Genomic DNA, 15,256 nt, shown 5'->3' on the forward strand with positions numbered 1-15,256 from the left:
AAACACCAAAAGAAATTTAGGAAGCCTTTTCAATTTCATATATATTCGTTAAAAAAACTATTATGCTTAAAGCCGTAATTTTTGATATGGATGGTGTTATTATTGATAGCGAACCTTTACACCATAAAGCTTACCATAAAATGTTTAATGATGTTGGCGCCAATGTATCTAAAGAGTTATACGAATCGTTTACAGGACAATCTACACTTAACGTTTGCAAAAAAGTATGTGAAGTTTTTAATTTAAATGAAGCTCCAGAAACACTGGTAAAGCTTAAGCGAAAACATTACAAAAATATTTTTGAAAATGATGACGCACTACAACTTATCGATGGTGTTTTAAAGCTAATTAAAAATTATCATGCCAATGGTTTAAAGCTTGTTTTAGCTTCTTCGGCATCAATGCCAAGTATAAATCAAATATTTGAACGTTTTGATTTAAATCAATACTTCTCGGCTAAATTTAGTGGTGCCGATTTAAAACAAAGCAAGCCACATCCAGAAATTTTTATAAAAGCCGCAGAGTCTACAGGTTTTAAAAATGAAGAGTGCCTAGTTATTGAAGATTCTACTAATGGCATAAAAGCAGCTAATGCTGCAAATATTTTTTGCGTTGGTTACGATAGTTTACATTCAACAAACCAAGATTATAGCACTGCCAATTTAGTTGTAACTAGTTTTGATGCGATTGCTTTTGAGAAGTTACGTGAGGTTTTGGATTGATTTTTATAACTTTAACTTAATTAAACTATTTTTTCAGTTAATTCATTTTATCTAAAATTCATAAATGGGAAAAAAATTAACAGTTTATATGATTGATGGAACAGCATATGGTCCACGATTAAGTGAAATCGGAAATTGGGTTGGCAAAGCCATTTACAGTCCACGTGCATCAGTTAATAAAATAATGAACAGAAGTGAATTTGATAATCCTGGTATTTATTGTTTAAAAGGAGATCCTACAGATGATGCTTTTGATGAGAAAATTTATATTGGAGAAGCTGAGAACATAAAAACTCGTTTAAAACAACATTTAAGTGATCCAAATAAAGATTTTAAAGAGCTTATATTTTTTGTAAGTAAAGATGAATTGCTAACAAAAACACAGATAAGATATTTAGAATCTAGACTTGTACAATTAGCAGTTGAAGCTAAAACCGCACAAATTGATAATGGAAATTCTCCTAGTTTACCAACTTTACATGAGGCAGATATTTCTGATATGGAATATTTTCTAGAACAAATCAAGTTAATCCTTCCCGTTATGGGATTTAAGTTTCTTATATCATCCACAATTAAACAATCTACTGAGGCTGAAATTGAAAAATCTAAGTTCACTCATGAAACCTATTACATTAAGACAAAAACCTTTAAAGCTTCTATGAAAGAAACCGACCAAGGTTATATTGTTCTTAAAGGAAGTGAAGCTAAAAAGAATCTATCTAATTCTTGTACCGAAACTTATAGAAACATGAGAAGAAAATTAGTTGAAACTGAAATAATGCAAGAACATAAAGATAAATTAATTTTTGTTGAAGACACCATATTTAATAGTCCTAGTGCTGCCTCTAATATGATTTTAGGAAGAAATTCGAATGGATTTACTGAATGGGTAAATGCAAAAGGACAAACATTTAGAGAAGTTCAGGAAATTACTAATGCTTAAAAAAGTTAACCAAAAAGGTTAGGAAACTATCACATGGCAGAATTTTGGGAATCCATTTTTAAAAATAACGATAAAATGTGGGGCGAAACACCTACAGATAACGCCAAACATGTACTCAATATTCTGGAGAAGCATAACGTAAAAAGCTTACTAATTCCAGGGTTTGGATATGGTAGAAATGCTAAAATTTTTTACGATAAAGGTATTAATGTTACTGGCATTGAAATTTCTAAAACTGCCATTAAAAGAGCTCGTAAATATTTTGAAAATACTACAATTATACATCATGGCTCTGTTACTAATATGCCGTTTGATAGCATACTTTATGATGCCATATATTGTTACTCGCTCATTCACCTTTTAAATGAAGCTGACAGACTAAAGCTTATAAAGGATTGCTACACACAATTAAAACCTAGCGGTATTATGATTTTTGTAGCTTTATCTATTAACGATAAGCGATTTGGTTTGGGTGAAAAAATATGCGAAAACACTTATTTTTCACCCAATGGTTTAAATTTATATTTTTATAACGAAGACTCTGTAAAAGAAGAATTTGGGCGTTATAATTTATTAACGGCCAAAGAAATTAATGAACCCGTTATAAATCCAAATGAAAAACATTGGATGATAATGTGTAAAAAATAAAGCCATCTTCTACGTTTCTACTTTTTACTTAGTTTCAATAATTTATTCTGCTCCTCCATTAAATCCGTAAGTTTAGATAATAACTCAATATCTTTTGGAGTAACCACGGTTTTATCTTTAGTGTCTTGTGCTTTATTTCTTAATTTATTTAAAAACTTTACAATTACAAAAACAGTAAATCCAATTATTATAAAATCTATAATGGCCTCACCAAAAGCACCATAACCTATAGCTACTTCTTCGGTTTTTATTGTTCCATCTACATTATTTACGGCATCTTTTAATATAATACGCTTATCTTGGAAGTTTACACCATCGGTTAATAAAGATAAAGGTGGTAAAAATACTTTTTTAACTAAAACATCTACAACTTTGTTAAAGGCGGCACCTATTATTATACCTATGGCCATATCCATCATATTTCCTTTTACAGCAAATTCTTTAAACTCATTAAATAACTTCATATACTTATATTTTAATTTATTATTTTAAATATAAAAATTCATTTTAAAATATCTGTTAAAAAAAAGATAATATTAAATATCTTATAATTAAAGGATATTTTTGTTTATCTGATAAAAATAATATATTTTTGAATAAATAATATTTAAAAATGATAGCTATAATTACTGGTGATATTATAAATTCAAGGCAAAGTGAACCTGAACAATGGTTAAATTCACTTAAAACTTGCCTACTCTATTTTGGTAAAACCCCAAAAACATGGGAAATTTTTCGTGGTGATAGTTTTCAATTAGAAGTTAAACCTGAAGATGCTCTTTTTGCCAGTTTTTTAATAAAATCCACTATTAAACAATATAAAAATATTGATGTTAGACTTGCTATCGGCTTAGGTGAAAAAAATTATGACTCTTATAAAATTACAGAATCAAATGGATCTGCTTTTATAAATTCTGGTGAATGTTTTGAAAGTTTAAAGAAAAATACTTTGGCTATTAAATCTAGGTTTAAAAATTTCGATATAACTTTAAACCTTATGTTAGAACTAGCACAACTTACCATGAATAACTGGACTAGTATTTCATCATTAATTATAAAAACGAGTTTAGAAAATCCTAACATGAAACAAAACGAAATAGCCGAATTACTAAAAAAATCGCAAAGTAATATTAGTGAAGGGCTTAAACGTGGTGGTTTTGATGAAATTTTAAAACTTCTAGACTATTACAAAAACCAAATACAACAACTATGATTGCCTTAGCCATTAAATTAATTTTAGCTCATTTTATTGGTGATTTTTTACTGCAACCACAAAAATGGGTTACGCATAAGGAAGCTTATAAGCATAAATCTAAATACCTATATTTTCATATTTTAGTTCACTTAGGCGCTTTACTTTTTGTGCTTCAAGCGAATTTCAAATATTGGTTAGGAATTTTAATAATTATTGTTAGTCATTATATAATTGACGTTATTAAACTCAATTTAAAATCTAAAATAAATTCAAGAATTCTTTTTGGTTTAGACCAATTGGCGCATATTATAATTTTAGGTCTTGTTTTAAGAATATACGAACCAGTAACCTTTAGTTTTAAACTATTTTACAAAACAGAAATTCTATTATTCGTTACATCTATTATTGGTATAACCTATGTATCTTCAATAATTATGAAAACCATAATCTCTAAATGGGATTTAAAGGAATATACCGAAGAAGCTTCGTTAGAAAAAGCTGGAGCTTATATTGGCATGCTCGAGCGTTTATTTGTATTTGCATTTGTAATTACCCAACACTGGGAAGGTATTGGATTTTTAATTGCTGCAAAATCGGTGTTTCGTTTTGGCGATTTATCTAAGGCAAAAGACCGAAAATTAACCGAATATATTTTAATTGGAACCTTACTTAGTTTTGGGTTAGCCATAATATTTGGCATTACTTTTAGCTATATAAAAGACTTAATTTAAACAATTAATTTATTAAAATGTCTTAGCTTTTGTTTAGGCACCATTACATAATCACAATCATTAATATTTTCATGAATACCAATAACTTCAACTTGTTCAAATTTTAAAAGTCTCTTTTTTTCTTTAACTACCCTAAACATAACATAATCTAAATTTAAAACTAACTCTTGAACACTGTTCTGTCTTTTTATTCTTAATTCATTTTCTATGTTATAAACCGGTAAGATTTCAATAATAATAATTGGAGAATATTTTTTTAAATCTTTTTCGAAACTCCGCAAAACCTCTAACTCTGCTCCCTCAACATCTATCTTTAAAACAGAAATATTTTTAAAATCAAATTTGTGTTTTACATCTGACCATGTAGACAATTGAATATCAATTTGTTTTTTAATTTGATTTTTTTGACGAAAACCATCAATTATTGAAGCTGAAGGGTCCGTATCATTATTATTAAACAAATATAAAATACCGGAATTAGTTTTATTAGAAATTCCTAAAGGCAAGACTTTAACTGAGCTAAGCTTATTTAATTTGATTAAGTTTTCAAGATAATTAAAACATACTAAATTAGGTTCGAAACCCAGATAATAACTATTTGGGAAAATACTTTTAAATTTTAATAAAGTTTGTCCAATATTTACTCCCACATCAACAAAAGTAGAAGTTATTAATGGTGAGAGTGTTTTAAGAAGGTCTAGCATCCATGGCTCTGGGTTAGACAAATGTAACTGCCCTACATCATTATTTATAGGAATTATAAATTTTTTATTATTAAGGTTTATGCTTTTATTTAATTTTAAATATTTAAAAACCTTTAGTTTACTTAAAACCTTAATAACCTTGGAATGCATGATTATTTTTTATAATATTTTGTATAGCCTCTGTAGCTAACAAAACCTAAAATAGCAACTATTCCACAAGCTATACCAATAAATTTTAAACTTACAATTTGATCGCCACTTGCGTAACTGTGTAAACCTGCTAAGTAGAAATTAACACCAAAATAAGTCATCATTATACTAGCAAAAGCCACAATAGATAATAAGTTATAAATCCAACGGCCTCGTAAACCAGGAACCAAACGCATGTGTATTACAAAGGCATAAACCATAATACTAATTAAAGCCCAAGTTTCTTTAGGGTCCCAACCCCAGTAACGTCCCCAACTTTCGTTAGCCCACATACCACCTAAAAAGTTACCAATAGTTAGCATAACTAAACCAACAGTTAAAGCCATTTCGTTAATTATAGTAAGCTCTTTAATGTTTAAATCCATTTTAACTTTATTATTTTTATTGGTAAATGCCATTAAAAATAGTGCCACAACACCTAAAATCATAGCTAAAGTAAATGGACCGTAACTAGCAACTATAACCGCTACGTGAATCATTAACCAATAACTATTTAAAACTGGTTGTAGATTAGCAATGGCAGGATCCATCCAATTCCAGTGTGCAATCATTAAAATCATTGAAGTTACAAATGCTGTTGAAGCTAAAGTTAAATCGCTTTTTCTACCAAAGGCTAAACCAAAAAACATAGTTGCCCAAGCTACATAAATCATAGACTCGTAAGCATCACTCCATGGCGCATGTCCAGATATATACCAACGTGCAATTAAGCCAGCTGTGTGTAAAATAAAAACCCCATAAATTATGAACTTAAAAATATTAACCGATAGGTTTAATGCTTTGCTTTTATCTTTAAATATTTGAATTATAATTAAAATAAACATTAATGTACCAGCGTACATATACCAACTAAACAGCTTCTTAAAAATGTCGTATTTGTTATAAAGTATTTCCGTTTTTATTTTTTTATCACTTAACATAACTTCTCCGCCATACTTTTGCTGAGTTTTTTTAAAGGACTCCACAATTTTTGAAGCTTGAGAAAAATCGCCTGTTTGTTTAGCCTGATTTAAGGTATATAAGTATACCTCTAATCCATTTTTTATAAAATTGGCATAAAGCGAATCTTGTATAGGAACTGCACCTAATTTGTATTCGTAAGAAGAAATCCATTTATTGTTTTCATCCTCTGGTATTGGAAATAATTTTAAAGACGCGCCTTGAATGGTATTATAGAGTAAAGTAACACGCTCGTCTGTTTCTTTTATTTTTTTTTGATATCCGTTAGGAATAGCAGCACTGTAAGTTTCTTCTAAATATGGACTTAATTTATATGAACCATCTTCGTTTATAAAATCGCTTAAAGCAAAATGTTTTCCTTCTTTAGGTACACCAATTATAGTTCTTAAAGAATCCGTTTCCATTGGACGCAAATAAATAATGGGCACATTGTACCAAAATACCGGGCTTTCTTGCATTGAAAGAAATACTTGATCTGCAGATAAACCTTCGTATGTATCGCTTTTACTTAACTTTCTTAATAACTCTGAAGCATAAGTGTTAACAGGCATCATACGGCCGCTTAAATCTTGAATTACTAAATGTCCAAACTCATTAGCATGACCTTTTGGAGAAACATTAGCCTTTAAAAGCGAATCAATTTGAGCTTTACTTGATTTTTGTGGCGTGCTGTGATTATGTCCATCGTTAGCAGAATGTTCTTGAGCTAAACCATGTAAACCAACAAATAATAATAAAATAGTGGCGGCTTTTATTTTTTTGGATTTAACCTTATCTAATTGCTTTTTTAAATCGCCAAAACGCGAACTTTTAGTAAATAAAATAGCCATTAAGCCTAAATACAACATTAAATAACCAAAATAGGTTATCATAGTTCCCCAATAATCATGGTTTACAGATAGTATTGTTCCTTTTTCGTCTGGATCGAAACCAGATTGAAAGAACCGATAACCTTTATAATCTAAAATGTTATTCATAAATATTTTATAGTCGAAACTTTCGGCTCCCTCATCAATAACAGTAACTTCGCTTGAATAAGCAGAATAGCGCTTTTCGGTTCCAGGATATTTTTCAGCTTCAAAATCGTTTAGCTTTACAGAAAATGGCAATTCTAAAACTTTCGAGCCGTAGTTTAAAGCAATTTCTAAACCTCCAACTTCAATTTGCTCAAATTTACTATTGGTTCCCATGCCTCCTATTAATCCCACCTTTTTGGTTTCTCCGTTTGCAGTAACATTTAAAACCACACCATCTTCATCGTTTTTAAATAACTCCGATTTTTTAACCACATCGAACACCCCCTTAACTACAGGTTTAGGAAACACCACTTGCATATTACCAATTACATATCTTGCTCTTAATGCCAATGGTTGTATGGTATCTTTAATTAACTTACCCTGTGCCATAGTTGCCATAACCATATACTCACCTTCGAAAGGAGAATTAATAGTTAAAGAGTCTCCATAATTTGTAATATTTATGGCACCTGGAGTTGGCTTATTTAATGCAAAAAGTATGTTGTGTATACTTGCTACTTGACCTTCTTTTAAAAAATGATTATGTGGCCCGTTTTGTCCAGCTTCAACTAGCTTTAAGTAAGATTCTCCCGTTTCATCTGGCACAATATCTTTTTCTGCACCAACAACAAATTTTTCTAGCTCAAAACTTACTGGCTGATTGTTGTATTTAGTTTCAATACTAAAATTGTTATCCATTCTTCCTGAAAAATCAACTTTATCTTGAACGGTTAACCTTTGGCGAACACCATCTATTTCATAATCACCATCAATAAAGGCAGTAATATATGTTTCTCTTGATAAAAATGAACTTTCTGTTGCTCCTTCTCGAATGGCCATCATACCTTCGAAACCCGTGTAACGTGTTACAAAAGCACCCAACAAAATAAAAATGAACGCTATGTGAAGAATAAAAGTAGCCCATTGCTCCTTTTTATAAAGTTTGTAACGCTTAATGTTACCAACAAAGTTGATTACAAAAAACACCATAATAGCTTCGAACCACCACGTGTTATAAATTAAATTTCGTGTATATGGCGTTGGAGATGTTTCTTGTCCGGCATCTAAAAATGTACCTGTTGCCATTGCAGCGGCAAAAACAATAAATAAAATGGCGGTAAGACGTGTTGAAAAGAGAATTTTGGCTAGTTTATTTTGCATAATTTCACCCTTTTTTTAAAGGTTTTGCAAATTTAACCAATTATGTTTATTTGCGGGTGTTAAATTTAACTTAATACGGCACTTAATTGTAGATAAATAAACACTTTGATGTACTAAAAGTAAATTTTTTAATTACTATTGGTAAACCTCTAAATTACTTTACCGTTCTAGCTTCAAAAATTTTCATGTAAAGAAATGTACTCATTTTTCGGGCTCTATTTTTGGCTATTTCTGCATATTCACCTTCAAATAACTCATTAACAGTTTCTAACCATAAATTTAGCCATAAACCAAAATGTTCTTGATTTATAACATGCTTATTATCTTCATCAATTTGAATATGCGTTTTTAAAGGGTTGCCATAATATTTCGTTTTTAAAAACAAACTCGACTCCCAAAAACTGGTTAAATTTTCTAAATGATCATCCCAATCATTAATTACATGAAAGAAAGGCGCTAAAACTTCATCGTTTTTTACTTTTTTATAAAACGATGACACTAATAAATACACATCTTTTCTATTTTGCAAATCGGGTTTATCCATATTAAACAAAGATACAGGTTTTGTATAGTTATTATTCTTTTATTTCTATTTTTGCTTTATGATTTCAGTAGTAATTTTAGGTGCTGGCAACGTAGCCACACATTTATTTAAAGCTTTACAAAACAGTAAAGAAGTTATTGTAAAACAATGGTATAGTAGAAATTTAAACCATATTAGTTCGTTTAAAAACAATGTAAATATTATAGACGATTTAAAACAACTTGATAAAGCAGATGTATACATTCTAGCTGTTAGCGATGACGCTGTAGCGGAAGTATCATCACAATTACCCTTTGATAACCGATTAGTTGTGCACACCTCTGGAAGTGTAAACATTCACGATTTAGATAAAAAACATAAACGCGGTGTATTTTACCCTTTACAAAGCTTTAGTAAAGATGCTAAAATAGATTTCGCAAACGTACCTATTTGTATTGAAACCATTGAAAAACCTTGTTATCACACCCTAAAAGCTATTGCTATAAGTTTAGGTAGCCCAACCAAAAAAGTAAATAGTAGCCAACGTAGTGTTTTACACTTGGCTGCCGTTTTTGTGAATAACTTTACCAATCAATTATATCGTGTAGCTCATGAAATTACAGAAAGTGAAGGTGCCGAATTCGATTTACTAAAACCACTAATTTTAGAAACAGCTTTAAAAGTGCAAGACCACTCGCCTTACATGGCGCAAACTGGCCCTGCAAAGCGTGATGATAAAAAAACCATAAAAAATCACTTAAAACTATTAAGTAACGAGCACCACAAAGGCATTTATAAGCTCTTAACCGAATCTATTCAAATAACACATGGAAGAAAAAAGCTATAAAGAATATTTAGAACATATTACTACTTTTATTTTTGATGTTGATGGTGTTTTAACCAACAGCATGGTTTTAGTTACCGATGATGGCGAATTACTAAGAAGTATGAATGCCAAAGATGGTTACGCCATTAAAACCGCCATAAAAAATGAGTTTAATTTTTGCATTATTACTGGAGGAACTAACCAAGGTGTAAAAAAACGTTTAGAAGGTTTAGGTGTAGAAGATATTTACTTAAATGCACACGAAAAAATTAATCAGCTAAATGATTATCTTGTTAAAAAGAATATAAAACCCGAAAATGTACTTTATATGGGTGATGATATGCCAGACATTCCTGTTATGGAAGTTGTTGGCTTACCATGCTGCCCACAAGATGCTGTGCCGGAAGTTAAAAATGTAGCAAAATACATTTCTCATAAAAAAGGTGGCAAAGGCGCTGCTAGAGATGTTATCGAGCAAGTTTTAAAAGTACAAGGCAAATGGGCTGGAAATTTCTCGGCTAAAAACGATTAAAATTTGAAAAGAACTAGCAGACGCATAGGTAATGGTTTTGGTTATAGTGGCTTTGGCAACAATCAAAGTGTTTTTAACCAAAGTTCTAGGCGTGCTTTTTCTAGTTTAAAAGATAAATTAAATAGCGAAACTCATTTACATTTTGAGCTAGATTTTCTTCATAAAAAGCTTACCAAAGAAGAAAAAGAAACTATTAAGAATAAAATTAGAAAATCTGAAAAACGAAAGAGTATTAGAGTTTATATTCTTGCCAGTTTTTTACTTATTATTTTCTTAGTTTTTTTAAAAATTCTTGTCACCAACATTATGGATAAAGCTTAAATTATGGCATTTTTAAAACTTGTACGCTATAAAAATTTAATCATTTTAATTTTAGCACAACTGTTAATTAAATATGCATTTTTACAACCTTTTGGTGTTTTAACTAGCTTGAATACATTTGCTACTTTACTACTAATATTAACTACTATTTTAATTGCTGCGGCAGGTAATATTATAAATGATATTTATGATGTTAACACCGATACAATTAACAAACCAGAAAAAGTAATTATTGGCAAAATTATTTCTGAAAAATGGGCTTTTAATGCCTTTGTTATACTTAATATTTTAGGTGTTTTATGTGGCTTTCTTGTATCGTATATTGTTAATAAACCTCCTTTTTTTTCATTATTTATAATTATATCGGTATTACTTTATTTGTATTCCACATACTTAAAACAATTACCAATTATAGGAAATGTGATAATTTCTGTATTAGTTGGCTTTAGTATTTTAATAGTTGGTATTTTTGAATTACTTCCGGCTTTAACTCCAGATAACAAGGTTATTCAAATAGCCTTTTTCAAAATTATTTTTAAATATTCTGTATTCGCATTTACTATTAATTTATTAAGAGAAATAGCTAAAGATATTGAAGATTATGAAGGCGATTTAAATCAAAACATGAAAACACTTCCTATAATATTAGGTAAAAAAAACACAAAGTATATTTTATCAATTTTAAATTTTGTACCACTTTTACTTATTATTATTCATATTAATAACAGGCTATATAAACATACTTTTGCAGTTATATATTTTTTAGTTTTTGTAGTAGCTCCACTACTCTACATTTGCATAAAAACTTTAAGCGCACAAACAAAAACAGATTATACTCACCTTAGCAATGTATATAAAATAGTCATGGTTTTTGGTTTACTTTCATTACTTTTATATAAGTATGTAATTTTAACATAATGCTTTCAGATAAACTTAAAAACCATAATATTATACTTGCTTCTGGCTCTCCTAGAAGACAACAATTTTTAAAGGATTTAGGAATAAATTTCGAAATTCGTTTAAAACCCATAAAAGAAGAATATCCAAATCGATTAACTCATTTTGAAATTAGTAATTATTTAGCAGAATTAAAATCGTTACCTTATAAATCGGAACTCGGTCCAAATGATATTTTAATAACTAGCGACACCATTGTTTGGCATAACAACAAAGCATTAGGTAAACCCAGTGATGCCAGTGAAGCGTTTAGCTTAATAAAATCATTAAGTAATACAACTCACGAAGTTATAAGCTCAATATGTTTTACAACTGCTTCATCTCAAAACACACAATTCGACTGTACGAAAGTTACATTCAAAGCACTATCAAATGATGAAATTAATTATTACATAAAAAACTATAAACCATTTGATAAAGCAGGGGCTTATGGCATACAAGAGTGGATTGGGCAAATAGGCGTTACGAAATTAGAAGGTTCTTATTTTAATGTTATGGGGTTACCAGTACATCTTCTTTATAAAACGTTAAATGCTATGGTTGAAGATTAATTATTCGTAGTTTTAAATAAAAAATTATGCTTTTCACTTTAAATATACGGCACAAATTGCTTTTAAGTTTTATTTTCCTTTCTGTTATTTTAAAATCCTGTAAATCTGAAACTAAGAATAACGCAATATTAACCGATAATGTAAATAATGAAAAATCAAAGGATTTTAAAAATCATATTGCTAAGCCTAAACAACCACTTTCACAAAATTTTAAGGCTTATTGGTATGCCGGTGAAGCTGAAATATCATCTTACAGATTACAACAATATCGTTATGGTGAACTTCGAGAAGGTACAGCTGTTTTAGTTTATGTAACCGAAGACTTTCTGCCTATTAAACAAGTTAAAGCAGATAAGCAAAATTCTAAAAACATACCGGTTTTAAAACTAAATGCTACTAAAAACTTTATAACAGGAATTTACCCTTATTCTATAATGCAAAGTACATTTTACCCTGTTGCAAACAATCAACATGCCTTAAAAGTTTCAGCCTCGATTCAAGAATGGTGTGGACACGTTTACACGCAATTGAATAATAGAAATAATTTTGAAATAACAACGCATTCGTATTTTGAGAATGATGCTGATTATAACTTGGTTTTAGATAAAAATTTTTTAGAGAATGAATTGTGGACACAATTACGCATAGCTCCAAGTTTATTACCTACTGGCAATTTACAAATTATTCCATCTCTAGAAACCTTAAGACTTCATCACTTTAAATTAAAAACTTACGCAGCTTATGCAACCCTTGGTCCTAATACCTATAAAATTAATTATCCAGAATTAAATCGTACTTTAATTATTAATTTTAATCAAAATTTTCCTTACGATATTCTTAGTTGGGAAGAAACAGTAAATAATAACACAACCAAAGCCATTAAACTAAAAACAATAAAAACTAATTACTGGAACAAGAAAAGTATACAAAACGAAACACTTAGAGATACTCTTCTGTTAAACTAAACTTATTCTTATGCTATTTGTTGAATATAAAAACGAACTCATAATTTCGACTATTGTAATAGTCTCAATAATTTTTATAAAAATAATTGTAACCTTCGGGGTAACTAAAATCGCTAAAAAAAATGGAATTAATGATGCTAGAATTCGCTTAATCCAGCGCTATATTACGGTAGCACTATTTTTATTATTACTACTTATTGAGGCGGTTATTTTTACAAATTTTAAAGATTTAGCCTTCTTTTTCTCATCTGTTTTTACCGTAATTGGTATTGCTTTATTTGCTATTTGGTCTATTTTAAGTAACATTACTTCAGGTATTATTATGTTTTTTAATTTTCCATATAAAGTAGGTGATAAAATTAAAATTCATGATAGCGATTTTCCCGAAATTGTAATTATAGAAGATATAAGAGCGTTTCAACTTATTTTACGACTAGAAAATGGAGATTTAGTTACATATCCTAACAATCTCATGTTACAAAAAGCGGTCACTTTAATTAAAAAAGATGCCATAGTAGAATTGCATGAAGACGATGGCGATGCTGTTTAATTTATATATTGATAAACGTTTATGATGAAAATGGCTAAAAAAACACGAAATCTTTTTTCTAAAAAGAGCATTGGTCAAATTCCTGGAAGTGTTATTTACACAGGTAAAAAAACAGACCAAAAACTATTTATTGAATCCTTTGACTACAATAAAGAAACTTGTATAGAGAAAGAACTCACAAATGTTGATGAGTGTTTTACTTTTGAAGCTGGTACTATTACATGGATAAATGTTAATGGATTAAACCATGTAGATACTATTGAAAAAATTGGTGAGCATTACGAGTTACATCCGTTAGTTTTAGAAGATATTGTAAATACGTCGCAACGTCCAAAAATTGATGAGTATGATGATTATATATTCGTAGTATTAAAAATGCTCTATTATGACTCGAACGATATTATAATATCCGAACAGGTGAGTTTTATTCTTGGTGAAGATTACGTGCTCAGTTTTCAAGAATCCGAAGGCGATGTATTCGATTCGGTGAGAGACCGGTTAAGACATGCCAAAGGGCGTATTCGAAACATGCAATCAGACTACTTACTTTACACATTAATGGATGCCATTGTAGACCATTATTTTAGTGTAATAGAAGTTTTAGGCAATAAAATTGAAGATTTTGAAAGTGCTATTTTTTCAGGAAATGTGAAAGACGACACCAGCCAAAACATTCAAAATTTAAAACGAGAAATTTTAAGAGTGCGTCGCGCTATTTTTCCATTACGTGAAATTTTAAACCGCATAGAGAAAAACGAAAACACCTTAATACAACCTAAAACAATAACCTATTACAGGGACATTTACGATCATTTAATTCAAGTTTCCGAAAACATCGAAATTTATCGAGAAATGGTTTGGAGCTTAATGGATATGTACATGACAACCATTAGTAATAAAATGAACGAAGTTATGAAAGTTTTAACCATTATGGCTTCTATTTTTATTCCATTAACTTTTATAGCAGGTATTTATGGTATGAATTTTCAATACATTCCAGAACTTCAATTTAAAAACGGCTATTTTGTAGTTTGGGGCGTAATGATAGTTATATTTCTAGGAATGATGTATTATTTTAAACGTAAGAAATGGCTTTAATTTTTTAAAAACTGACATAATTTCATTTGGTATATTTTTTGAACTATCTTTTTAAAAATTTGTTTAATTTAAAATGTACAGATAATGAAAACACTTAAAGTTATTCCAATTTTATGTTTATTATGCTTAAGCTGTTCTGGCCAAGAAAAGCAAGAAAATAAAACCGAGCCTAATATTAAACCCAACGAAAACGTACAGGTTAATAAAGAATACGACGAATATGGTAATTTAATTAAATACGACTCCATTTACTCTTATAGTTATTCTTCCAAAAATAGTTTAAACGATAGCTTGAAATTTCAATTTCAAGAACATTTTAAAAATCATTCAATATTTAGCGACTCATTTTTCGATGATTTTTTTAAAAGTGATTCACTAACTAGTGGTCTTAATCATAAAAACTTCTTTTTTGATGGGTTTACAAATCAAGATCAACAAATTAAAAACATGATGAAAAGAATGGATTCCATACAGGAACTATTCTTTAAAAAAAATGAACCGTTAATTCCAGTAGAACCCCAACAAGAAAACATAAGCTATAAGCGTATTTAATAATTAACGTTATAAATCGTTAAAGAAAATTTAAAACCAGCTATTCTGCTGGTTTCTTTTTTATATTTGATAGCTATCAAACCAATCAACC

Annotated in this window: 18 protein-coding genes; 14 read left to right on the forward strand and 4 right to left on the reverse strand. The window is 29.5% G+C overall.

All coding sequences use genetic code 11. The annotated features are described in order from the left end of the window. The first annotated feature begins 62 nt into the window (after positions 1 to 62). The 3 genes from PW52_RS06010 (at position 63) to PW52_RS06020 (ending at position 2,313) form a co-directional block, all read left to right on the forward strand. Positions 63 to 722, forward strand: coding sequence for an HAD family hydrolase (locus tag PW52_RS06010; protein WP_044632020.1), 660 nt, complete (start codon positions 63 to 65; stop codon positions 720 to 722). 184 nt (positions 723 to 906) lie between these two features. Then, the gene (locus PW52_RS06015) at positions 907 to 1,665 is read left to right on the forward strand and encodes a GIY-YIG nuclease family protein (protein ID WP_205618123.1); all 759 of its coding nucleotides are present in this window, start codon (positions 907 to 909) and stop codon (positions 1,663 to 1,665) included. A 33-nt stretch (positions 1,666 to 1,698) separates the two neighbouring features. Beyond that, entirely contained in the window at positions 1,699 to 2,313 is a 615-nt protein-coding gene (locus PW52_RS06020; protein ID WP_044632022.1) for a class I SAM-dependent methyltransferase, read from the forward strand. A gap of 17 nt (positions 2,314 to 2,330) precedes the next feature. On the opposite strand, the gene mscL is transcribed toward PW52_RS06020, so the two are convergent. Beyond that, positions 2,331 to 2,777 carry a large conductance mechanosensitive channel protein MscL gene (gene mscL / locus PW52_RS06025; RefSeq protein WP_044632023.1) on the reverse strand — a complete coding sequence of 149 codons (447 nt, stop codon included), beginning with the start codon at positions 2,775 to 2,777 and terminating at the stop codon, positions 2,331 to 2,333. Positions 2,778 to 2,926: 149 nt separating this feature from the next. Here mscL and PW52_RS06030 point away from each other — a divergent pair, with 149 nt between their 5' ends. Beyond that, positions 2,927 to 3,526: a SatD family protein gene (locus PW52_RS06030; RefSeq protein ID WP_044632024.1), complete on the forward strand. Its 600-nt coding sequence runs from the start codon at positions 2,927 to 2,929 to the stop codon at positions 3,524 to 3,526. Then, positions 3,523 to 4,239: a DUF3307 domain-containing protein gene (locus tag PW52_RS06035; RefSeq protein WP_044632025.1), complete on the forward strand. Its 717-nt coding sequence runs from the start codon at positions 3,523 to 3,525 to the stop codon at positions 4,237 to 4,239. Before PW52_RS06030 ends, PW52_RS06035 begins: the two co-directional genes overlap by 4 nt. Here the strand turns inward: PW52_RS06035 and PW52_RS06040 are convergent. From PW52_RS06040 to PW52_RS06050, 3 genes are all read right to left on the reverse strand, one after another. Further along, positions 4,236 to 4,964: an FkbM family methyltransferase gene (locus PW52_RS06040; RefSeq protein WP_165586763.1), complete on the reverse strand. Its 729-nt coding sequence runs from the start codon at positions 4,962 to 4,964 to the stop codon at positions 4,236 to 4,238. The genes PW52_RS06035 and PW52_RS06040 overlap by 4 nt on opposite strands. Positions 4,965 to 5,095: 131 nt before the next feature. After that, complete coding sequence (ccsA, locus tag PW52_RS06045) at positions 5,096 to 8,290, reverse strand: cytochrome c biogenesis protein CcsA (RefSeq protein ID WP_044632027.1); 3,195 nt, start codon at positions 8,288 to 8,290, stop codon at positions 5,096 to 5,098. Between the two features lie 154 nt (positions 8,291 to 8,444). Further along, entirely contained in the window at positions 8,445 to 8,834 is a 390-nt protein-coding gene (locus PW52_RS06050; RefSeq protein ID WP_044632028.1) for a group III truncated hemoglobin, read from the reverse strand. A gap of 58 nt (positions 8,835 to 8,892) precedes the next feature. Here PW52_RS06050 and PW52_RS06055 point away from each other — a divergent pair, with 58 nt between their 5' ends. From PW52_RS06055 to PW52_RS06095, 9 genes are all read left to right on the forward strand, one after another. Then, positions 8,893 to 9,660 (forward strand): Rossmann-like and DUF2520 domain-containing protein, encoded by a 768-nt coding sequence (locus PW52_RS06055; RefSeq protein ID WP_044632029.1) that lies wholly within the window; start codon positions 8,893 to 8,895, stop codon positions 9,658 to 9,660. Continuing rightward, positions 9,641 to 10,171: a KdsC family phosphatase gene (locus PW52_RS06060; RefSeq protein ID WP_044632030.1), complete on the forward strand. Its 531-nt coding sequence runs from the start codon at positions 9,641 to 9,643 to the stop codon at positions 10,169 to 10,171. Before PW52_RS06055 ends, PW52_RS06060 begins: the two co-directional genes overlap by 20 nt. Before the next feature lie 3 nt (positions 10,172 to 10,174). Then, complete coding sequence (locus tag PW52_RS06065) at positions 10,175 to 10,492, forward strand: hypothetical protein (protein ID WP_044632031.1); 318 nt, start codon at positions 10,175 to 10,177, stop codon at positions 10,490 to 10,492. Positions 10,493 to 10,495: 3 nt separating this feature from the next. Beyond that, positions 10,496 to 11,410, forward strand: a complete 915-nt coding sequence (locus tag PW52_RS06070; RefSeq protein WP_044632032.1) for a geranylgeranylglycerol-phosphate geranylgeranyltransferase — start codon at positions 10,496 to 10,498, stop codon at positions 11,408 to 11,410. After that, positions 11,410 to 12,000: a Maf-like protein gene (locus PW52_RS06075; protein WP_044632033.1), complete on the forward strand. Its 591-nt coding sequence runs from the start codon at positions 11,410 to 11,412 to the stop codon at positions 11,998 to 12,000. Before PW52_RS06070 ends, PW52_RS06075 begins: the two co-directional genes overlap by 1 nt. A gap of 26 nt (positions 12,001 to 12,026) precedes the next feature. Further along, entirely contained in the window at positions 12,027 to 12,965 is a 939-nt protein-coding gene (locus PW52_RS06080; protein WP_044632034.1) for a hypothetical protein, read from the forward strand. 10 nt (positions 12,966 to 12,975) lie between these two features. Then, positions 12,976 to 13,515 carry a mechanosensitive ion channel domain-containing protein gene (locus PW52_RS06085; protein WP_044632035.1) on the forward strand — a complete coding sequence of 180 codons (540 nt, stop codon included), beginning with the start codon at positions 12,976 to 12,978 and terminating at the stop codon, positions 13,513 to 13,515. A gap of 30 nt (positions 13,516 to 13,545) precedes the next feature. After that, positions 13,546 to 14,613, forward strand: coding sequence for a magnesium/cobalt transporter CorA (gene corA / locus PW52_RS06090; RefSeq protein ID WP_044632250.1), 1,068 nt, complete (start codon positions 13,546 to 13,548; stop codon positions 14,611 to 14,613). An 84-nt stretch (positions 14,614 to 14,697) separates the two neighbouring features. Further along, positions 14,698 to 15,165, forward strand: a complete 468-nt coding sequence (locus PW52_RS06095) for a hypothetical protein (RefSeq protein ID WP_044632036.1) — start codon at positions 14,698 to 14,700, stop codon at positions 15,163 to 15,165. Positions 15,166 to 15,256 lie beyond the last annotated feature (91 nt).

Source organism: Neotamlana sedimentorum, from assembly GCF_000943565.1.
In the GTDB taxonomy this organism is placed as follows: Bacteria; Bacteroidota; Bacteroidia; order Flavobacteriales; family Flavobacteriaceae; genus Neotamlana; species Neotamlana sedimentorum.